The 18,641-nt window shown below is 43.7% G+C and carries 22 protein-coding genes; 15 read left to right on the top strand and 7 right to left on the bottom strand.

Features of this window, described 5'->3' with window-relative positions:
- Nucleotides 1-592: 592 nt before the first annotated feature.
- Nucleotides 593-802 (bottom strand): hypothetical protein, encoded by a 210-nt coding sequence (locus L5L91_RS10505; RefSeq protein ID WP_263236433.1) that lies wholly within the window; start codon nucleotides 800-802, stop codon nucleotides 593-595.
- A gap of 123 nt (nucleotides 803-925) precedes the next feature.
- Between L5L91_RS10505 and L5L91_RS10500 the strand changes: the two genes are divergently transcribed.
- Nucleotides 926-1,093, top strand: a complete 168-nt coding sequence (locus L5L91_RS10500; RefSeq protein WP_263236430.1) for a hypothetical protein — start codon at nucleotides 926-928, stop codon at nucleotides 1,091-1,093.
- Between the two features lie 153 nt (nucleotides 1,094-1,246).
- Here L5L91_RS10500 and L5L91_RS10495 read toward each other — a convergent pair whose 3' ends face one another.
- The 3 genes from L5L91_RS10495 to L5L91_RS10485 are packed head-to-tail and all read right to left on the bottom strand — an operon-like array spanning nucleotide 1,247 to nucleotide 2,898.
- Nucleotides 1,247-1,483: a hypothetical protein gene (locus L5L91_RS10495; protein WP_263236427.1), complete on the bottom strand. Its 237-nt coding sequence runs from the start codon at nucleotides 1,481-1,483 to the stop codon at nucleotides 1,247-1,249.
- A 3-nt stretch (nucleotides 1,484-1,486) separates the two neighbouring features.
- Nucleotides 1,487-1,768 carry a G5P family DNA-binding protein gene (locus L5L91_RS10490; protein WP_263236424.1) on the bottom strand — a complete coding sequence of 94 codons (282 nt, stop codon included), beginning with the start codon at nucleotides 1,766-1,768 and terminating at the stop codon, nucleotides 1,487-1,489.
- 11 nt (nucleotides 1,769-1,779) lie between these two features.
- A complete protein-coding gene (locus L5L91_RS10485; RefSeq protein ID WP_263236422.1) occupies nucleotides 1,780-2,898 on the bottom strand; it encodes a phage/plasmid replication protein, II/X family in 1,119 nt (372 codons plus the stop codon).
- A gap of 146 nt (nucleotides 2,899-3,044) precedes the next feature.
- Between L5L91_RS10485 and L5L91_RS10480 the strand changes: the two genes are divergently transcribed.
- Complete coding sequence (locus L5L91_RS10480; protein ID WP_263236420.1) at nucleotides 3,045-3,329, top strand: helix-turn-helix transcriptional regulator; 285 nt, start codon at nucleotides 3,045-3,047, stop codon at nucleotides 3,327-3,329.
- A 486-nt stretch (nucleotides 3,330-3,815) separates the two neighbouring features.
- On the top strand, nucleotides 3,816-4,037 hold the full coding sequence (locus L5L91_RS10475) for a YegP family protein (protein WP_263236418.1): 222 nt from the start codon (nucleotides 3,816-3,818) through the stop codon (nucleotides 4,035-4,037).
- A gap of 154 nt (nucleotides 4,038-4,191) precedes the next feature.
- Here the strand turns inward: L5L91_RS10475 and L5L91_RS10470 are convergent, their stop codons facing one another.
- Nucleotides 4,192-5,487: a tyrosine-type recombinase/integrase gene (locus L5L91_RS10470; protein WP_263236415.1), complete on the bottom strand. Its 1,296-nt coding sequence runs from the start codon at nucleotides 5,485-5,487 to the stop codon at nucleotides 4,192-4,194.
- A gap of 61 nt (nucleotides 5,488-5,548) precedes the next feature.
- The gene (locus tag L5L91_RS10465; protein WP_105252484.1) at nucleotides 5,549-5,767 is read right to left on the bottom strand and encodes a hypothetical protein; all 219 of its coding nucleotides are present in this window, start codon (nucleotides 5,765-5,767) and stop codon (nucleotides 5,549-5,551) included.
- A 180-nt stretch (nucleotides 5,768-5,947) separates the two neighbouring features.
- Here L5L91_RS10465 and L5L91_RS10460 point away from each other — a divergent pair, with 180 nt between their 5' ends.
- Nucleotides 5,948-7,519, top strand: a complete 1,572-nt coding sequence (locus L5L91_RS10460) for a DUF3369 domain-containing protein (protein ID WP_113940482.1) — start codon at nucleotides 5,948-5,950, stop codon at nucleotides 7,517-7,519.
- Between the two features lie 60 nt (nucleotides 7,520-7,579).
- Here L5L91_RS10460 and L5L91_RS10455 read toward each other — a convergent pair whose 3' ends face one another.
- A complete protein-coding gene (locus L5L91_RS10455) occupies nucleotides 7,580-8,065 on the bottom strand; it encodes a hypothetical protein (RefSeq protein ID WP_206766122.1) in 486 nt (161 codons plus the stop codon).
- Nucleotides 8,066-8,289: 224 nt separating this feature from the next.
- Here L5L91_RS10455 and ccoN point away from each other — a divergent pair, with 224 nt between their 5' ends.
- The 11 genes from ccoN (at nucleotide 8,290) to ttcA (ending at nucleotide 18,520) form a co-directional block, all read left to right on the top strand.
- A complete protein-coding gene (gene ccoN, locus L5L91_RS10450) occupies nucleotides 8,290-9,726 on the top strand; it encodes a cytochrome-c oxidase, cbb3-type subunit I (protein WP_028759964.1) in 1,437 nt (478 codons plus the stop codon).
- Nucleotides 9,727-9,739: 13 nt separating this feature from the next.
- Nucleotides 9,740-10,366: a cytochrome-c oxidase, cbb3-type subunit II gene (gene ccoO, locus L5L91_RS10445; protein ID WP_028759965.1), complete on the top strand. Its 627-nt coding sequence runs from the start codon at nucleotides 9,740-9,742 to the stop codon at nucleotides 10,364-10,366.
- An 11-nt stretch (nucleotides 10,367-10,377) separates the two neighbouring features.
- On the top strand, nucleotides 10,378-10,554 hold the full coding sequence (locus tag L5L91_RS10440) for a CcoQ/FixQ family Cbb3-type cytochrome c oxidase assembly chaperone (RefSeq protein WP_028759966.1): 177 nt from the start codon (nucleotides 10,378-10,380) through the stop codon (nucleotides 10,552-10,554).
- The gene (gene ccoP / locus L5L91_RS10435) at nucleotides 10,554-11,522 is read left to right on the top strand and encodes a cytochrome-c oxidase, cbb3-type subunit III (protein WP_113940484.1); all 969 of its coding nucleotides are present in this window, start codon (nucleotides 10,554-10,556) and stop codon (nucleotides 11,520-11,522) included. Before L5L91_RS10440 ends, ccoP begins: the two co-directional genes overlap by 1 nt.
- A gap of 110 nt (nucleotides 11,523-11,632) precedes the next feature.
- On the top strand, nucleotides 11,633-12,112 hold the full coding sequence (locus tag L5L91_RS10430; protein WP_113940485.1) for a FixH family protein: 480 nt from the start codon (nucleotides 11,633-11,635) through the stop codon (nucleotides 12,110-12,112).
- Nucleotides 12,113-12,134: 22 nt separating this feature from the next.
- Nucleotides 12,135-14,534: a heavy metal translocating P-type ATPase gene (locus tag L5L91_RS10425; protein ID WP_219252327.1), complete on the top strand. Its 2,400-nt coding sequence runs from the start codon at nucleotides 12,135-12,137 to the stop codon at nucleotides 14,532-14,534.
- A 38-nt stretch (nucleotides 14,535-14,572) separates the two neighbouring features.
- Nucleotides 14,573-14,821, top strand: a complete 249-nt coding sequence (gene ccoS, locus L5L91_RS10420) for a cbb3-type cytochrome oxidase assembly protein CcoS (RefSeq protein ID WP_173244909.1) — start codon at nucleotides 14,573-14,575, stop codon at nucleotides 14,819-14,821.
- Nucleotides 14,818-15,510, top strand: a complete 693-nt coding sequence (locus tag L5L91_RS10415) for a sulfite exporter TauE/SafE family protein (RefSeq protein ID WP_219250730.1) — start codon at nucleotides 14,818-14,820, stop codon at nucleotides 15,508-15,510. The genes ccoS and L5L91_RS10415 overlap by 4 nt, the downstream gene beginning before the upstream one ends.
- 55 nt (nucleotides 15,511-15,565) lie before the next feature.
- Entirely contained in the window at nucleotides 15,566-16,318 is a 753-nt protein-coding gene (gene etrA, locus L5L91_RS10410) for an electron transport transcriptional regulator EtrA (protein WP_006081599.1), read from the top strand.
- 222 nt (nucleotides 16,319-16,540) lie between these two features.
- A complete protein-coding gene (gene uspE, locus L5L91_RS10405; RefSeq protein ID WP_263236414.1) occupies nucleotides 16,541-17,473 on the top strand; it encodes a universal stress protein UspE in 933 nt (310 codons plus the stop codon).
- Between the two features lie 78 nt (nucleotides 17,474-17,551).
- Nucleotides 17,552-18,520, top strand: coding sequence for a tRNA 2-thiocytidine(32) synthetase TtcA (ttcA, locus tag L5L91_RS10400; RefSeq protein ID WP_263236411.1), 969 nt, complete (start codon nucleotides 17,552-17,554; stop codon nucleotides 18,518-18,520).
- Nucleotides 18,521-18,641 lie beyond the last annotated feature (121 nt).

The raw sequence follows: 18,641 nt of genomic DNA, 5'->3' as shown, positions 1-18,641 counted from the left end.
GATGTCAGGAGTTAGTTTGGGTGTAACAGGAACCCAAACCTAAAAAGTCTGTTTCGGTCGGGGGCGCTTCGCTTGCCTCCCCCTTCCTCCACGCTGCAACAAGGACGAGTTGCAAGCCGTCAGAAACTCCGAAATCCGGAGTAGAGTCCACTGTTAAAGTATGTGGACTCAGGGGCTCTCGCTGTCACTTGGGGCCTTTCCCGCTATGGCGGGCCCCTTTCCAAGTTCTCGCTTAATCCCCTTCGAAAAAGTACCACCAATGGTACAAAAGTGCAGTATTACAGTACTGCACTTTTGAGTGCTGTGAGTTGGTTTTGTCTTCGACCGTTTGACGGTAAACGCGCTGCAAGTCAGCAGCTAAAGAAAAAGAGTCTGGCGGGGAAAATAAACGGGCAAAAAAGCGCCCTATCAAGAGCGCTTTGCATTAGGGGACAAGTCCCCTAATAACCCCAATACTCAATAAGTAACGATGTAACTGCACAAAATATTGCAGCAATGGTCAAATATGAGCGAATCTTAGAATATAAGGCAAGGCGGCGATTGCTGGCTTCATAGTCGAAACTAGATGCTATGATTTCATCTTCCTTTTCCATTAAAGATTCGATTTTGAGCGTAGCAATGACTCAACATTAGTAATGTGATTGGAGCAATCTAACGATTGTAAATACTCAACAACTTGTTGAAAATTTGAGTTAGTACAAATACTTCCTAGCTCATTAATGACTTGATTAAATGTAGCAGAACTTCCTAGAGAGCCTGTTGCTTCTGCCTTTGCGAGAATCTGATTGATAACTGGTGTCATATTATTACCTTCGTATTGTGAAATGCTGGACTACATCTAATACATGGGGATATATACAGTATTTATCAAGGTTCAAACTTCGCACAACACAGATTATATTAAACTCGCCTTTGGCGTCACATTGTGCGCAGCTTTGTGTGGAAGGGATTAGATGTGCCGATAAGTGTCGTTATCGGCATTTCAGCATTCCTTGCTATGCCTTACAGGGATTTAGCCATTAGTCAGTTATCAACGGTTCAATTTTGGTTATTTGCCGCAACTCAGCAAAACAGTTCGGGCAACTATCACTGAACACTGGGCGTAAATCATCAGGCCACCAAGGTTTGTAGCAACGTGTACATTGATGCGTTGGTGCATCTTTGCGTGCGACAAAGCTAATACCGCCTTTGTAACGAACTGGCCGAAGCTTTGACAAGCTGTTTAGTAGAGAATCATGATTCATAGTCATTCCTGTGTTTCAGTCGGTTCAATACGTGCTAACGAGCTAAATACAGCTTTTTGGTGTAACTGCCATTGCTGAGTTAAGTTTTCAGATAAGAGTTTTACCAGTGCGTGTTTTAAATCCTCTTCGCACCAATCATCTGCAACGTCGGCAAACGCACGAACGGCTAGTTCTAATGAATTCAACGAATGATAAATGGGTGTAAAATCAGTAAGTATCACAGTTCCTTGTGCAAGCATGTTTTAGTCCTTATTGATGATTGACACGATCTTCAAACCAAAGCGTTTTAGTTCAAGGCCGCCAAAGTTATTCACGACAAAGCTTGAGCTATCAACTTGATATTCTCCGGCTTGATATGTCTTAGTCGGATCTTCGACTTGCAATCTCATTTGAACAGGAAATTTCCCGCCTAAATATGCGTAAGCTCTTTGCTCGTAAATGGTTCGCCCAGGCTTACCGTCTTTCGATGGCATGTTGCGAGCAGTTACGGTGACATCTTCCTGAAATACTTCAATTTTAAGCATGAATATTGCTCCTATGCGTAGGCTTTAAACGGTAAAATATTGGATTGTGCAACTATCGGTAATTGATACCAGTGCGGGACTATTAGCGGTTTAACTTCAATAACTTCTGAACGCTTTAGGGTTGGACACATACGGCTCACATCGAACTGCTGACCTATATCGATACCAATAGCTTTTAATCGTGCTTTATGGACGTAATAGTTAGAATTACTTAGCTCTTTTTTAACGTCGGTACCGTGTTGCCAAATTAAGGCATAGGATTGAGTTGTGTTTGCCGCTTGACGGCTTTTAACAACACCTGAAGAGATTAATTGGTCAGCAATCGTCTGATGTTCATCGTGTGATATTTGAATTGTTTTCATAGCGTTCTCAATGTCTATAAGGTGCGGATAAAAGTCTTGTTCAGTGACTCGGCCATAAAATTGCAACGTATGACGTTTTAGCAATGCCTGTCTTAAGCTGTGTTCTTCGCGTATTACACCTGTTTCTTCACAGTATTTAATTAAGTTTTCTAAGTAGTTAAGTCTTTCGATTGGAACACCGGCTTTCTTGCGGAGTTCTTTGTTTAAATGCCGTTGTAACTCAACGGCTTTGTTATAAAGCTTGGTCATTATCCATGTAGAACCTTCACCCCAGTTGCACGTGTGGCCATCTGGATAAAGCTTGGGTTTACGACCTCGACCAATTTGCATCGACGACATACCACGGATAAATGAGGCCTCTTTGCCCTTGCCTACTTGATGATTAACCGTCCAGTCGATGGCGGTGATTTCAGCACCATTACCAACAAGCTGAGTCGTTTTACCATCTGGTGTTTGGCGGTATGAGATGTGGGTATTTTTGGTGAACGGTGGCAAATCATATTGAGCGAGCACGTGATTAAAAATCGCCACACACTCATCAAGCGTACGTAAACCAAAAAGGTTATCCATACGTTGCCATCGAGATGGATTACCTTCCACCCTCACCCGCTGCCCATCACAACGGATTGTTAGCTTGGTACTAAATGATCCTTCGAGAATTTTTTGATTAACGGAGGGCGGTAAATGCTCCCCAGTTTCTAATTCAAACCGCTCAATGACATGACGACCTACAAGCGGTAAACCGCCTGCAGGATGGTCTTGTTGCATGAATAAACGGTCGATGAAAAACAATTAGTAAAAAACCTGTCAAGTACATTTTTATATACTTTAAGGTTCATTTAAATGTATTGCAAGGTGCGAGTGAAAAAAGGTGGTGTTATAGTTAAATTAAAATGTACTTTTGAGGGTTTATCATGCTTAAAGATGTACTTAAAGACGCCAGACATAGGAAAGGTTTAAAGCAAGAAGATGTTGCGAACCTAGTTAAGGTTGCCAAGCAAACCTACCTAAAGTGGGAGAACGGAACGACTGAACCCAAAGCCTCACAAGTAAAAGATCTTGCTCTTGTGCTAGGGATTACCCCTAACGAAATATGTTCAGGCAAGCTTTATAAGCGGTATTCCTTAGAAGATTTCATTTACGAGTTAACTAAAGTGATGTCAGGAGTTAGTTTGGGTGTAACAGGAACCCAAACCTAAAAAGTCTGTTTCGGTCGGGGGCGCTTCGCTTGCCTCCCCCTTCCTCCACGCTGCAACAAGGACGAGTTGCAAGCCGTCAGAAACTCCGAAATCCGGAGTAGAGTCCACTGTTAAAGTATGTGGACTCAGGGGCTCTCGCTGTCACTTGGGGCCTTTCCCGCTATGGCGGGCCCCTTTCCAAGTTCTCGCTTAATCCCCTTCGAAAAGTCTCAATAATGAGACAAAAGTGCAGTATTACAGTACTGCACTTTTGAGTGCTGTGAGTGGTTTTTGTCTACGACCGTTTGACGGTAAACGCGCTGCAAATCAGCAGCTAAAGAAAAGAGTCTAGCGGTGAAAATAAACGGGCTTAAAAGCGCCCTATTAAGAGCGCTTGGCATTAAGGGACACGTCCCTTAATAATCCCTAGAATATTAAATGACTACTAAATAGTAGACCTATTCTGGTAGGATAAATTTGAAATAATCACACTAAATGGAGAAGCTAATGGGATATTTTGAACTCAAGAAGTCTGACAAAAAAACTACACAACCATATTACTTTGTCTTAAAAGCTTCTAATGGCGAAACTATTGCTACAAGTGAAATGTACAGTAGCAAGCAAAGTGCACTAAATGGCATTGCATCTGTACAGAAAAATGGAAGCACAACAGATATTCGAGATGAGTCATCAGAAGAACAATCCATCTTTGGTGCTTGCAAGATCTAATAAAGGTTATTGGCAAACCCTGCTAGGAAAGCATCGCACAATCCAAGTTATGCAAAACTCAGCCCTTTCAGGGCTGTTTTTTTATGTCCGGATGCTACAAAAAAAAGCAGTTTTACATAACGTGTGATCACATTGTGCGCATATTTATATCTAATCACTCTATGCCTTTCAAATGGTCGATTGGTTTGTTGAATGCACTTTCATGACGTTCAATTTGGCTTGTGTGCAAATATTGCGATGTAGTGTCGATACTTTCGTGGCCAGCGTCGGCTTGTACATGGGATAACGGTCTGCGGTTGATATTGATATCGTGCGTAATGCCAGTGTGGCGAATATTGTGGGCAGTTAGTTTGCGCATCTGCGCCGCATCTTGTGTAAAGCCATCGATTTCTATACGTTCTGCAGCCAGATTAATTATTTTTTGAATTTCGTCGCGAACATGACGAATGCCTAGATTGGCATTAAGGATACCAACATCTCGGCCGCGTCCAGCAGCTTTATGCCGTACAAACAAAGGATGATTTTCGTTTGGTCCTGGATAATCCGTTAATCCTAAAAACTGACGATATTTGACTAATGCATCGAGCAAAGCTTTTGAAATCGCAACACTGCGTCTTTTACCACCTTTACTCAACGGAATATGAAAACTCCAGATGCCCGTTTGCTGATTACGTTTAAACTGGTTCATCACCGGCGAATAACCCGCACGTGCAGACACATCTGAAATGCGTAAATAACAGCAATAAATCAATATAATGAGGAATAAACTTCTTTGATGTAACTCAGGAAATTCTTCTGCTAGTCCAGTAACGGTCGCCATAATATATGACCACTGTAATTCAGTAAATGCGAGACTATTTTCATCTTCATGACTTTGACGCTGATATTGCCTGTTTGCTGCAAATCGACTGTGATTAAGCCAGATTTGAGCAGGATTCCGCTCACAATATTCTTCACTTGTCAGGTACGAATAAAACGAAGACAAAATGGCCATTTTCGTTTTTAACGCATTATCGCTTAACACATAAGGCATGATTTGCCCGAGTTGTTTTTTGCCGACAAATGGTCGCCATTGCGAGTTTGGAACCCGTTCATCATGCAGTTTATCGTACTTAAACTGTGGCACATTAAAATAACCGATCAGTGCTATCGGCGGTTCTTGGCAATAATCAACGTAACGGCTCATGTCTTTGCGCGTAACTTGAATGGGAGACATTGAAACTACATCAAAACACCAATGCAGAAACGTAGTGAGTTCACTGCGATAAGCTTTATAGTTGTTTTCGTTATGCTTTTGCTCAAATAGCCAATCACTGGCATGCTCGATGACTAAGCCCGCATCAACCACCTTTTTCATGCTAATTTGGGTGATATATTGGTTAACAATACTATTGCCAACTTGTATGAATTCAAATGAGTCAAATAACGGGATTACTGGAGGAAGTTGCATATTACATCTGAATTATAAGAGTTTCTTGTATGATAATACTTAAACGCAAATGCCGATAATGTTATTTATCGGCATCAAGATATGTCAGATTTTTAGCGCAACTTGAAAATGAACATTGCTGACAAGTAATCCGTTTTTTGCAACAGATCAAGCATAGCTGCCACACTTGCTGTTTCGATTGGCTATCTAAGCACGTGAAGTCAGATGCGCAGATGTGTCCATCATGTATCAGCTGTGCCAATTTATGCGCTGAAATTGATAAGTTAATTCGATTCGTCATGCCCTTTCCCTCCCTATCATTGTTTGATAGTAATAGAATACACAAATGAGAATCGTTATCAACAATGTAATTTAAGGATTGCCACTCACCTCGTTATTTTATGCAAGATTTTGCACCGCTTTGAAATGTGTCTACTACACTGATTATGTGATCATTATTTTTACTTGAATGAGGTATCGGATGCTGATTGATCTTGCAAAGAAAAACCCTCTTTTTTCCGGTAAAAAGTCTACCGAGACAACAGAGTCTGGTATTCCTTGGAAGGTATTAGTGGTCGATGATGAACCTGATGTTCATACCGTCACTAAGCTTGCCCTCTCCCGCTTTAAACTTGATGGCCGTGCCCTTACCTTTATCAATGCTTATAGTGCCGAACAAGCAAAAGAATTACTCAATCAAGAACATGACATCGCCATTGCCTTTATTGATGTTGTCATGGAAAGTGACCATGCAGGGTTAGAACTAGTAAAGTGGATCCGTGAAGAATTACTGAATAAAACCACTCGATTGATCTTACGTACAGGCCAGCCAGGGCAAGCACCTGAAGAAGACGTTATCGTCAATTACGATATTAATGATTACAAAGCAAAAGCTGAACTCGATTCCCGTAAGCTGATGACCAGCGTCTACTCAGCCCTTCGCTCTTATCGCGATATAATGGAAATCGAGCAAGCAAGGCGCACGCAAATAAATCACCGTAAGGGCTTAGAAAGAGTACTAGAAGCCACCTCAGGATTATTTGAACTACGCACCCTGCATAAATTCGCCGATGGGCTACTGACACAAGTGGCCACTCTACTTAATCTCGATTCAGAAACGCTACTGCTGACTTGTAATGCGATTGATGCGATTAGTGGTCATGTTGAACCTGTCAATATAGAAATCCTTGCAGGTACTGGCCAATTTGCTAATAAATCCCACATTACGCAACTACCTGAACATATTGATCGTCTACTGCGCAGTGCGCTCACCCAACAGCGGTGCCTTTATGAAGACAATTGCTTTATCGGTTACTTTCCCACCAAAGGCGGTTTAATCAATCTACTTTATATGGATGGTATTGATAGAATTGATGATCTTGATAAGAAACTCATTGATATTTTTGCCATCAACGTGGGCATAGCTTTTGAAAATTTGCTGCTCAATCAGGAGGTGGAAGATACACAATCAGAGCTTATTTTACGTTTAGGTGATGTTGTTGAAAGCCGCTCGAAAGAAGCTGCCAATCATGTGAAACGTATGGCGGAGTATTGTTCTCAATTAGCATTACTCGCTGGTTTAAGTGAATACGAAGCCGATTTACTGCGCCGTGCCTCACCAATGCATGACATAGGTAAAATTGCGATCCCCGATGCTGTCCTACTTAAACCCGGCAAATTAGATGACGAAGAATGGAAAGTTATGCGTCAGCACCCTATGATTGGCCATCAAATTCTTGCAAATTCTGAGCGACCAATACTAAAGGCCGCATCAATTATTGCACTGCAACATCATGAAAAATATGATGGTTCTGGTTATCCTGCAAATCTAAAACAAGACGAAATTCACATTTTCTCGCGGATTGTGGCAATCGCAGATGTGTTTGATGCCCTTTCCCATGCCCGCTGTTATAAAACAGCTTGGCCTTTAGAAGAGGTTTTAGCTGAAATGCGTAAAGGGGCGGCAACACACTTTGATCCTCACTTATTACAGCTCTTTATTGAAAATGTAGATATTTTTGTCAAAGTAAAAGAAAACTGGAAGGATCACTAATCTGTATAGTTGATTGTCTTGATGTTTAGAAATCCATATCAAGCACTTTCAAAGATATATCTAACCATTGTCATCTGCGAGAAAATCAAAAACAGCCGTTTTAGTTTCACCATTAACGCTAAAACTCACAAAGCCACGCCAAACCATGTAGCCACTACTACAAGAACCGTAGACTAACTGACCGATATAAGTCATTTCATCAGTTTGCTTCACATTTACAGGAATAACGCCCATAAACATGTCTCTTCCTTCTAAGCGGATTTGCACATTAGAAATTGGCATGGAAGATAACAACTGTAATGTCAATGGCTTTTCGCTTGGTGCACTCCCTGGTGACAAGCGAAAAGTGAGCTCAACATCCCCAACTTTTTTAACACAATCCCCCTTAGAAAATTGGCAAAGTGAAGGATCAAGACTGCTTTTAAGTGTGACTTGCTTTGCATCTTCCTTACAAGCTGTGAGATTGAAGCTAAATAATGCAATAAATAAATAGGGGCTCAGACGAGTTAGCACAAAGATTAACCTTATGATGCAATATGTTAACATTCTATGGCGTAGGTTGATCTAGATCAACTTTCCACACCCCTTCTTTGGTATCTTTTTTGATATGGCTCAAGTATCATTGCGAAACCTCATATTTGAGCAAAAATATGCAGGGTAACGCATTGACATCACTCAGCAACCTTAATAGGGAGGCTGAGTTTTATGTCATTTATAACAGGTAAAGCTTGTCTTTACTAAAAGTAAAAGTAATAAGCAGTGGAAGCATTATGATGAACCATTCCCAGCCAACAGGCGCTGATTACAATTACGCCATTGTCCGCCAATTTGCCTTAACCACAGTTTTGTGGGGTATTGTTGGTATGTCAGTCGGCGTATTAATTGCGGCTCAGTTAATCTGGCCTCAGCTGAACTTTGACACTCCTTGGTTAACGTATAGTCGCTTGCGACCATTACACACCAATGCGGTGATCTTCGCGTTCGGTACATCAGCCCTTTTTGCAACATCCTATTATGTCGTACAACGCACCTGTCAAACCCGACTATTTGCACCTAAGTTAGCCGCATTTACGTTTTGGGGATGGCAAGCCATCATTCTGTCAGCAGCTATCTCTTTACCAATGGGTTTCACCCAAGGAAAAGAATACGCTGAACTAGAATGGCCTATCGATATCGCAATTACTATCGTTTGGGTGTCCTACGCTATCGTGTTCTTCGGTACTATTATCAAACGAACAACTTCGCATATTTATGTGGCGAACTGGTTCTTTGGTGCCTTTATTATTACCGTTGCCGTACTACACATAGTTAACTCTATGGCAGTACCAGTCAGTCTGTTCAAGTCATACTCTCTGTATAGCGGCGCTGTCGATGCTATGGTGCAGTGGTGGTATGGTCACAACGCTGTAGGTTTCTTATTAACCGCAGGCTTCTTGGGGATGATGTATTACTTCGTACCTAAGCAAGCAGGTCGTCCTGTGTACTCTTACCGTCTTTCTATTGTCCACTTTTGGGCACTGATCGCACTGTATATCTGGGCTGGTCCTCACCACTTACATTACACAGCTTTACCTGACTGGACTCAGTCTTTAGGTATGGTGATGTCACTGATCCTATTCGCACCTTCTTGGGGCGGTATGATTAACGGTATCATGACCTTGTCTGGTGCTTGGCATAAACTGCGTACTGACCCTGTGTTACGTTTCTTAGTTGTTTCTCTGTCTTTCTACGGTATGTCTACCTTCGAAGGCCCTATGATGGCAATTAAGACAGTTAACGCACTATCACATTATACAGACTGGACTATCGGTCACGTTCACTCCGGCGCGCTAGGCTGGGTTGCAATGGTGTCAATCGGTTCTCTGTATCACTTGATCCCTGTATTGTTCGGTCACGGCCGTATGTACAGCATCAAGTTAATTAACGTCCATTTCTGGTTAGCGACTATTGGTACTGTGCTTTACATCGTCTCAATGTGGATTTCAGGTGTAATGCAAGGTCTGATGTGGCGCGCAGTGAATGCTGACGGTACTTTGACTTATAGCTTTGTTGAAAGTCTGGAAGCTTCTTATCCTTTCTACTTCGTACGTTTCCTTGGCGGTTGTTTCTTCCTGACCGGTATGCTGATCATGGCATATAACGTGATCCGTACTGTGAAAGCCTCTAAAGATTCATTGCCAGCATTGGCTGAACCAACAGCGGCTTAAAGGAGCAAACTCGATGAAATTTAATCATGAGATAGTTGAAAAAAACATCGGTTTGTTAGCGATTTTTACCGTTATCGCTATCAGCTTCGGTAGTCTCGTTGAAATCACACCGTTGATTTTTCAAAAAGATACGACTGAGCCAGTTGAAGGTTTAAAGCCATACACTGCCCTGCAAATTGAAGGTCGTGACATTTATGTTCGTGAAGGTTGTTATAACTGTCACAGCCAGATGATCCGTCCTTTACGTGCAGAAACTGAACGTTATGGTCACTACTCTGTCGCGGGCGAATCAGTTTGGGATCATCCATTCCAATGGGGTTCTAAGCGTACGGGTCCTGATCTTGCACGTGTTGGCGGTCGTTATAGCGATAAATGGCATGAAGTTCACTTAATCGATCCTCGTGCTGTAGTTCCTCAATCGAATATGCCAGGGTTCCCATGGTTAGCCGAAAACAAGTTAGACGGCAAACTAACGGGTGACAAGATGACTATCCTACGTAACCTACATAAAGGCGGTTACAAAGGTAATGATCTTTATACCGATGAAGAAATCGCAGGCGCACAGCAAGCTGTTGCAGGTAAGACAGAAATGGACGCCTTGATTGCATATCTTCAGTCTTTGGGTCACGCACTCAAATAAGGAGGCAATATATGGATTACGGCACATTACAAGGCATTTTGACCATCATTGTGATGCTGACCTTCGTCGGTATATTTGCTTGGGCATATAGCTCGCGTCGTCAAAAATCATTTGATGAAGCAGCTAACCTTGTGTTTTCCGATGAGGAAGTCAACAAGGTATCGAAGGACTCAGGAGAGAATAAGTGATGAGTAGCTTCTGGAGTGTTTGGATTACTGTACTCTCGTTAGTCGTGATCGCGGGTTGTTTTCTATTACTGCGTGTGTGTTCTAAGAACACCACTGACGTAAAAGAAGGCGAATCCATGGGTCACAGTTTCGACGGTATTGAAGAACTCAATAACCCACTGCCAAAATGGTGGAGTTATATGTTCTATATCACTATCGTGTTTGGCTTGATCTATTTGGCCTTATATCCTGGTTTAGGCAACTACAAAGGCCTATTAGGCTGGAGCAGTGCGAACCAAAGTATTGGTACTGAACAGGGGATTAAAGCCGATTCTGCTGCCGCGGTTGAGTTAGCCGCAAAAGAAGGTCGCTGGGTGCAATATGATCAGGAAGTGAAGCACGCCGATGACAAATATGGCCCAATCTTCGCGGCTTACTTGGCAACACCACTAGAAGAATTAGTGAAAAACCAAGAAGCGTTGAAAGTGGGTGGCCGTTTGTTCCTGCAAAACTGTGCTCAGTGCCATGGTTCTGATGCACGTGGTAGCAAAGGCTTCCCTAATCTTACCGATGGTGACTGGTTATATGGTGGTGAATTAGCCACGATTAAGACCACTATCATGGCAGGTCGTCATGGCATGATGCCACCCAAAGGTGGTTTGCCAATCGAAGATAGCGAGATTGCTGGTTTAGCTGAATACGTTGTTAAATTGTCTGGTCGTGAGCATGACGAGAAACTCGCTGCCCAAGGTCAAGGCTCATTCATGAAAGGTTGTTTTGCGTGTCATGGTATGGACGCTAAAGGCAACAAGTTTATGGGTGCTCCTAACTTAACTGACGATGTTTGGTTATATGGCGGTAGCCGTGGCATGATCGAAGAGACCATTAAACATGGTCGCGCAGGTGTGATGCCAGCATGGAAAGACGTTCTCGGTGAAGAGAAAGTTCACGTCATAACAGCTTATGTTTATAGCTTGTCAAACAAGTAATTAGGTATAAGTAACACTAAGGCCTCGAAGACTTCGAGGCCTTTTTTTTAAAGTGCTAAAACCGTCTTTTAACGGTAAAATGGCGCAAATTTTTTGAATGGGTATCTGACATGAGCGAACAACAAGCCTGGTATAAGCAGTTCTGGCCTTGGTTTTTAATTATTCTTCCTTTATGTGCCGTCGTCGCAAGTTTTACCACACTAAAAATTGCCCTTACGAACTCGGACTCTTTAGTCGCCGAGGATTACTACAAAGATGGCAAAGCCATTAATATGGACTTAAGTAAAGTGAAATATGCCAAACAAATAGGCATGAACTTTTCACTCGATCAAGCCAATAATGAGATTTTACTGACGCAGCAAGGGGGACCAGCATATCAAGCCGCCTTGAAAGTCGAGTTCTATCATCCAACCATTGCCGACAGAGATATGAAACTCACTGCGACGGCCGATGCCAGTAATGTGTATCGCATTACCATCCCTACTACCCTAACCGGTCCTTGGGAAGTTCGCCTCGAAAGTTACGACGGTAAATGGCGAATTCACCAACGCGTTGAATTAAAAGATCACGTCCAACTTTGGCTGAATTGATTGTGGTTAAATAAGTAGCGCTATGACGTATCCAAGTTGTTTTCACTGCCAAGAGCCCGTTCTGACGGGCCAGCAGTTTGTGACTCGCATTAATGATCGTGATGAACTTATGTGTTGCCCTGGCTGTCAGGCGGTTTCTCAAGCGATTGTCGATGCGGGATTACTCAGTTATTACAAGTTCCGCACTGAGCCTGGCAATAAACAGAATGCCCTGGTCCCCGAAGCATTAACGCAATTTAGCGCCTATGACTTGCCCGAAGTGCAGCAAGACTTTGTGCATTCTGAGGACAATGTCGAATCAGTATCACTCTCCATCGATGGTATCACCTGTGCCGCCTGTGCTTGGTTAATTGAACACAAAGTCAAACAACTTGCGGGCGTGAGCCAAGTGCTAGTCAACTCAACCACCCAACGCGCCATGATCAGTTGGGATAAACGCAAGGTAAAACTTAGCGATATTCTCGGACAAATTAGTCGTATTGGCTATCAAGCCGCACCCTACCAAGTTGACGAACAAGAGCTCAACAATAAACTCAATAGTCGCAAATTTTTACTGCGTTTAGGCTTAGCTGGCTTTGCGACTATGCAAGTTATGATGTTCGCCCTCGCCCTTTATACTGGCTACTTCACCGATTTAGACGTGCAATATCGGGACTATTTCCGCTGGGTTAGCATGATTTTTGCCACGCCTGTGGTGCTTTATTCGGCGCAGCCCTTCTATTTTAGTGCCATTCGTACCCTGCTCAGCGGCAAACTCAATATGGATGTGTCTGTTTCGATTGCCATTGGTGGTGCCTATACCGCAAGCTGTTTTGCCACAGTGAATGGCACAGGCGAAGTGTATTTTGAATCCGTATCCATGTTTACTTTCTTTTTGTTACTTGGGCGTTACTTCGAGCAAAAGGCAAGACAAAAGGCCTCGGTCAGCTCCAGTAATTTACATAAACTGGTGCCGCTCACTGCACACTTAGTCACCGAAAATGGTCAAGAAGAAATTCCGGCCAAAAAGTTACGCCTCAATGATGTGATCCTTGTAAAACCAGGGGAAATGGTTGCGGCCGATGGTGTGGTGATTGAAGGCCACACAAACATCAATGAAGCTATGCTCACTGGTGAGCAAATGCCCATTGAAAAGCAGCAAGATCAGCAAGTGTACGCTGGCACTATCAACGTCGATCAACCGATAAAAGTTAAAGTTACCGCGTTAGGGCAAGACCAACTCGTGGCTGAAATTATTCGACTGCAGGAGCTGGCATCCAATACAAAACCTGCGATAGCCCTATTAGCCGATAAATTATCCCGCTATTTCTCGGGTACGATTCTAACAATCGCGACGATCACCTATTTGGTTTGGCAACAGATTTCCCCAGAGGATGCCTTTTGGGTAACGCTATCGGTTCTAGTCGCAACTTGTCCTTGTGCCTTAGCGCTAGCGACACCGACCGCCGTCACCTGTGCAACCGCCATTTTTACCCGTCTTGGGATCATTACCCGCAAAGCCGGCGTATTTGAAAAACTGCCGCAGATTAAACATGTGGTCTTTGATAAAACTGGCACCCTTACCTGTGGTACGCTCTCTATCGGGCAAACGCAGTGCATGGCCGATTTAACAAAGACGCAGGCCTTAGCCATTGCCGCAGCGCTGGAAACGGGCTCTCGTCATCCGATTGCGGCTGCATTTGCCCTATTTGCCGATAATACCTTGGTCGCGGAGCAAGTTCACCATGAAGTCGGCTTTGGTGTTCGAGGCCGTATCGAGGGGACTGACTATTTAATTGGTAATGCTGTATTTACTGGCGCACGTATCGATACTCAGGACCCAACCCAAAAGATTTGGTTAGCACGCTCAGCCAATGAGCAGCTTGAAGTGCTTGCCAGCTTTGAAATTCAAGACAATATTCGTCAAGACAGTAAGGCCACGATTGAGATATTAAAGCAACAAGGTTGCCGCATTAGTATCGCCAGCGGCGATAGCTCCGGACATGTGCATCAACTGGCCAAAGAGCTGGGAATTGAAGATGTGCACAGCGGATTAACGCCCGCGGGTAAACTTGCCCTAGTAACGAAATTACAACAGCATACTCGCGTGGCGATGTTTGGCGATGGCATCAATGATGCGCCAGTACTTGCGGGGGCTGATTTGTCGGTCGCCATGGGCAGTGGCAGTGCGATTGCCAAAAACAGTGCCGATTTGATTTTGCTGGGCGATCATCTATCCCGTTTCACCCAAGCTGTCGCGGTCGCTAAACTGACCACGCAAATTATTAAACAAAATTTAGCGTGGGCGCTGGGTTACAACGCCCTTATCTTGCCTTTAGCTGTCACTGGTCATGTGGCACCTTATATTGCCGCGATTGGCATGTCGGCGAGTTCTTTGATTGTGGTCGGTAATAGCCTGAGATTATTACGGGTAAAAGTGTGATCATAATAAAACGTTTAACCAGATACTAAGAGGTCATTATGGAAATTATTTATGTGCTTATCCCCATTGCCATGATCTTCGTCGCCATTGCGGTAATGGTATTTTTCTGGGCAGTGAAATCTGAGCAATTTGACGATCTTGACCGTCAAAGTGTTTCTATATTGTTTGATGAAAATACTGACAAACCAGGCCATCTACCCACCCCCGCCATTCAGTCAACAGCAGAACATGATGATATCGCAGCGCAGCAAGCGATAAAAAATCAGCAAAAAGGCATGCCTTTGTGATTGAGTACAATGTCACTGGTGCCTTTCTCGTCGGCTTGATGGGAGCTGCACATTGTTTTGGTATGTGTGGCGGTTTAGTGGGCGCGTTTTCCGCCCAAATCCCTCATCCTAAAATAGGTAACCAGCTGGCCCATCAGCTTAAATATTTACTGAGTTACAATTTAGGCCGTATTTTAAGTTACACCTTAGCGGGCGGCTTAGTGGGCGCATCGTCGGCAGGTCTTGGTCACTTATTTGAGCTGGATATTTATCTGATTGTCCTGCGCATGATTGCCGGACTGATGATGATCGCAACAGGACTTTACATCGCTAAAATTTGGGTTGGAATAGTGCAAATTGAGCGTGTAGGTCAATGGCTATGGCAATATTTAAAACCGCTAGCGCAGCGTCTTGTTCCAATCAAGAATCCGAGCCAAGCAGTCATGGCGGGATTCATTTGGGGCTGGCTCCCCTGCGGCCTCGTCTATAGCACCTTAACTTGGTCGGTTGCATCTGGCTCTGCCAGCCAAGGCGCCTTGATTATGTTAGCCTTTGGCTTGGGTACTTTACCCGCCCTATTAAGCGCTGGCATGGCGGCAAAACGCCTTGCTGCATGGGTACAAAAGAAAACCGTTAGACTATTGAGCGGCTTACTGTTAATTGCCTTTGGTGGTCAAACTTTATATATCGCACTCGCGCAGCTAAACTAGCCCAAGTGAGTGAATTGGTTTAACATGGTTGCAGTGGATAAACTTGAGAATCAACATGACAATTGAACAAAATAAGAATCGTCGTCCTGCCGCTAGCGGATGCACAATCCATTGTCACGATTGCAGTATGGGTACCCTTTGTATTCCTTTTACCCTCAATGCAAGTGAGCTAGATCAGCTCGATGATATTATTGAGCGTAAAAAGCCAATCCAGAAAGGCGAGCAAATTTTTAAGTCAGGTGACGCGTTGAAATCCCTGTTTGCGATCCGCTCTGGCACCATCAAAAGTTACACTATTACCGAGCAAGGTGATGAGCAGATAACGGGCTTCCATCTCGCGGGTGATGTGATTGGTTTTGATGGTATTCACGCTCAGTTGCACCAGAGTTTTGCACAGGCCCTCGAAACCTCTATGGTTTGTGAAATCCCCTTTAATATCCTCGATGAACTTTCGGGCACTATGCCTAAGTTACGTCAGCAGATCATGCGTCTAATGAGTAATGAGATCATGAGCGATCAAGAAATGATCCTGCTGCTCAGTAAGAAAAATGCCGAAGAACGTCTAGCAGCGTTTATCAGCAATTTAGCAAATCGTTTCGGCAGTCGTGGTTTCTCACCTAAAGAATTCCGTTTAACCATGACCCGCGGTGACATTGGCAATTATCTCGGTTTAACCGTTGAAACCATCAGCCGCTTACTTGGACGCTTCCAAAAGTCAGGCTTGATTGAGGTTAAGGGTAAGTACATCACTATCCTCGACTCGCAAGAGCTAAATCTGTTAGCGGGTAATTCTCGCATCGCGAGATAGTCAATCGCAAGAGCATTAACCGTGAGAGGTCAAGCCTAAATAATTGTCGCCAATAGCATAACAGTTTAATGGTAAAAGCTGTGCTTGCTAGACATGTCATGCAGATTAAGGCATGATTTTTAAGCGAGTTTTAATCAATTTCAAATGAGTTTGATCTAGAACAATACAGCTCACTGCCAAAGGCTCATGATGATATTGAGCCTATGACTAAAGGAACCAAACATGAAGGATTATCAAAAAATACTGGTTGTGGTTGACCCTACCACTGAGAATCAAGTTGCCCTTGCACGAGCGATCGCCTTGGCCAGTAAATGCAACGCTCAAGTCACTGTGTTTCTTTCTATCTTCGACTTCTCTTACGAAATGACTTCGATTCTGTCGAATCAAGAACGCGAAGCCATGCGTCAAGGTGTCATAGATCAACGGCTCGCTTGGATCCAAGACTTACTCGCCGCTTATACTCATCTGCAACTCAATATCGATACTCAAGTCATTTGGCATAATCGCCCCTTTGAAAGCATTATTAATCATGCTATTTCAGGGCAATACGATTTGATTGTTAAAGGCACCCATGCCCACGACAAACTCAAGGCGGTGATCTTCACTCCAACTGATTGGCATTTAATGCGTAAAGCCCCTGTGCCAGTGTTGATGGTGAAAGCCCATGACTGGCCAGCCGCGGGCAAAATCCTCTGTGCTGTGAATGTGGCAACCGAAGATACCGATCATCAAATGCTTAACGGTAAAATTATTGAACATGCAAAAGATTTGGCGAAAAAGTTCTCTGCTGAAGTACATTTAGTCAATGGTTATCCCGGCACGCCTGTTAACCTTGCCATTGAGCTTCCTGACTTTGATGCCCAGTCATACAACGAAACCATTCGCATGCAGCATGAGCAGCGCGTGAGTTATCTTGCGGGCGCTTATGATATTAATCCAAGTCATTGCCATGTAAAAGAAGGTTTACCAGAGGATGTTATCCCTGAGCTGGCTGAAAAACTTGATGCTGAATTGGTGATCCTAGGGACTGTTGGTCGTACCGGATTTTCAGCAGCATTGATAGGCAATACCGCTGAACATGTTATCGATAGCATCAACTGCGATTTATTGGCTATAAAGCCCGACGGTTATAAATCACCGTTAGAAGAAGCCTAAGCAATACGCGGCTCTTTACCCCGCCAAAGATAGCTGGAATAATACGCGCCCTGAAACTGTGTTACTGGGCGCTTTTTTATGCTTGAAGCTATATCTGAAGTTACGGTAAATCCTATGCCGGAAGAATTATCAAAAAAACAAACTACCCGTCTGAATAAATTACAGAAGCGGCTTCGTCGTGAAGTGGGCAGCGCGATTGCCGATTACAATATGATTGAAGATGGCGATAAGATCATGTGCTGCCTCAGTGGCGGTAAAGACAGCTACGCCATGCTCGATATTTTGATGAATCTGCAGCAACGCGCGCCCATTCAGTTTGAAATCATTGCGGTTAATTTAGATCAGAAGCAACCGGGCTTCCCTGAACATGTATTGCCCGCCTATCTCGATAAGCTCAATGTGCCATATCACATCCTCGAGAAAGATACTTACTCGATAGTGAAAGACAAAATTCCTGAAGGTAAAACCACCTGCTCCTTGTGCTCTCGCCTGCGCCGCGGCACGCTTTATGGCTTTGCTCAGCGTATCGGCGCCACTAAAATCGCCCTAGGCCATCACAGGGATGATATTATTGAGACCTTGTTCTTAAATATGTTCTTTGGCGGTAAGATGAAAGCAATGCCGCCAAAGCTGCTGTCGGATGATGGCGCTAATATCGTCATACGTCCCCTAGCCTATTGTCGCGAGAAAGATCTCGAAGAATATGCAAGCTTAAAAGAATTTCCAATCATTCCATGCAACTTGTGTGGCTCACAGGAAAACTTAAAACGCGCCGCAGTCAAAGACATGCTGAATCAATGGGGTAAACAATACCCCGGACGCATTGAAACGATTTTCACCGCCATGCAAAACACCGCACCATCACAGGGTGTTGACCGTGAACAGTTCGACTTTGTGTCTCTAACACGTGACCCAGATGCGCCTATGCGTGGTGATGTTGCTGAAGCCAATCTGCCTGCATTCGATTTTCTTGATATCGCCAATAGTGGTCGTATCGATTTGGATGCAGCAAAACGCATTGATATTGTTAACACTTACGAAGTCTAACTTAGACTGAATTTAGCGCCTATTCAGTAAGAGAAGTTAACGCAACGAAAGTAAACAAGATAAATTAACACAACAAAAATGCCCACTTAATGTGGGCATTTTTATGGCTACAGAATAAGTT

The organism is Shewanella sp. SM55, assembly GCF_025654025.1.
Lineage (GTDB): Bacteria > Pseudomonadota > Gammaproteobacteria > Enterobacterales > Shewanellaceae > Shewanella > Shewanella oncorhynchi.
Note: the sequence above shows the minus strand (reverse complement) of the source record. Positions and strands in the feature narration are given on the sequence as shown.

What these genes read in the sequence shown, in the direction of transcription:
- L5L91_RS10465 (WP_105252484.1), bottom strand. Translation starts at nt 5,767, where the DNA reads ATGACGAATCGAATTAACTTATCAATTTCAGCGCATAAATTGGCACAG.
- L5L91_RS10455 (WP_206766122.1), bottom strand. Translation starts at nt 8,065, where the DNA reads ATGTTAACATATTGCATCATAAGGTTAATCTTTGTGCTAACTCGTCTG.
- etrA (WP_006081599.1), top strand. Translation starts at nt 15,566, where the DNA reads ATGACAATTGAACAAAATAAGAATCGTCGTCCTGCCGCTAGCGGATGC.
- L5L91_RS10425 (WP_219252327.1), top strand. Translation starts at nt 12,135, where the DNA reads ATGACGTATCCAAGTTGTTTTCACTGCCAAGAGCCCGTTCTGACGGGC.
- L5L91_RS10475 (WP_263236418.1), top strand. Translation starts at nt 3,816, where the DNA reads ATGGGATATTTTGAACTCAAGAAGTCTGACAAAAAAACTACACAACCA.
- uspE (WP_263236414.1), top strand. Translation starts at nt 16,541, where the DNA reads ATGAAGGATTATCAAAAAATACTGGTTGTGGTTGACCCTACCACTGAG.
- L5L91_RS10505 (WP_263236433.1), bottom strand. Translation starts at nt 802, where the DNA reads ATGACACCAGTTATCAATCAGATTCTCGCAAAGGCAGAAGCAACAGGC.
- L5L91_RS10460 (WP_113940482.1), top strand. Translation starts at nt 5,948, where the DNA reads ATGCTGATTGATCTTGCAAAGAAAAACCCTCTTTTTTCCGGTAAAAAG.
- L5L91_RS10480 (WP_263236420.1), top strand. Translation starts at nt 3,045, where the DNA reads ATGCTTAAAGATGTACTTAAAGACGCCAGACATAGGAAAGGTTTAAAG.
- ccoS (WP_173244909.1), top strand. Translation starts at nt 14,573, where the DNA reads ATGGAAATTATTTATGTGCTTATCCCCATTGCCATGATCTTCGTCGCC.
- L5L91_RS10430 (WP_113940485.1), top strand. Translation starts at nt 11,633, where the DNA reads ATGAGCGAACAACAAGCCTGGTATAAGCAGTTCTGGCCTTGGTTTTTA.
- L5L91_RS10440 (WP_028759966.1), top strand. Translation starts at nt 10,378, where the DNA reads ATGGATTACGGCACATTACAAGGCATTTTGACCATCATTGTGATGCTG.
- ccoN (WP_028759964.1), top strand. Translation starts at nt 8,290, where the DNA reads ATGATGAACCATTCCCAGCCAACAGGCGCTGATTACAATTACGCCATT.
- ccoO (WP_028759965.1), top strand. Translation starts at nt 9,740, where the DNA reads ATGAAATTTAATCATGAGATAGTTGAAAAAAACATCGGTTTGTTAGCG.
- L5L91_RS10485 (WP_263236422.1), bottom strand. Translation starts at nt 2,898, where the DNA reads ATGCAACAAGACCATCCTGCAGGCGGTTTACCGCTTGTAGGTCGTCAT.
- L5L91_RS10470 (WP_263236415.1), bottom strand. Translation starts at nt 5,487, where the DNA reads ATGCAACTTCCTCCAGTAATCCCGTTATTTGACTCATTTGAATTCATA.
- ttcA (WP_263236411.1), top strand. Translation starts at nt 17,552, where the DNA reads ATGCTTGAAGCTATATCTGAAGTTACGGTAAATCCTATGCCGGAAGAA.
- L5L91_RS10495 (WP_263236427.1), bottom strand. Translation starts at nt 1,483, where the DNA reads ATGCTTGCACAAGGAACTGTGATACTTACTGATTTTACACCCATTTAT.
- L5L91_RS10490 (WP_263236424.1), bottom strand. Translation starts at nt 1,768, where the DNA reads ATGCTTAAAATTGAAGTATTTCAGGAAGATGTCACCGTAACTGCTCGC.
- ccoP (WP_113940484.1), top strand. Translation starts at nt 10,554, where the DNA reads ATGAGTAGCTTCTGGAGTGTTTGGATTACTGTACTCTCGTTAGTCGTG.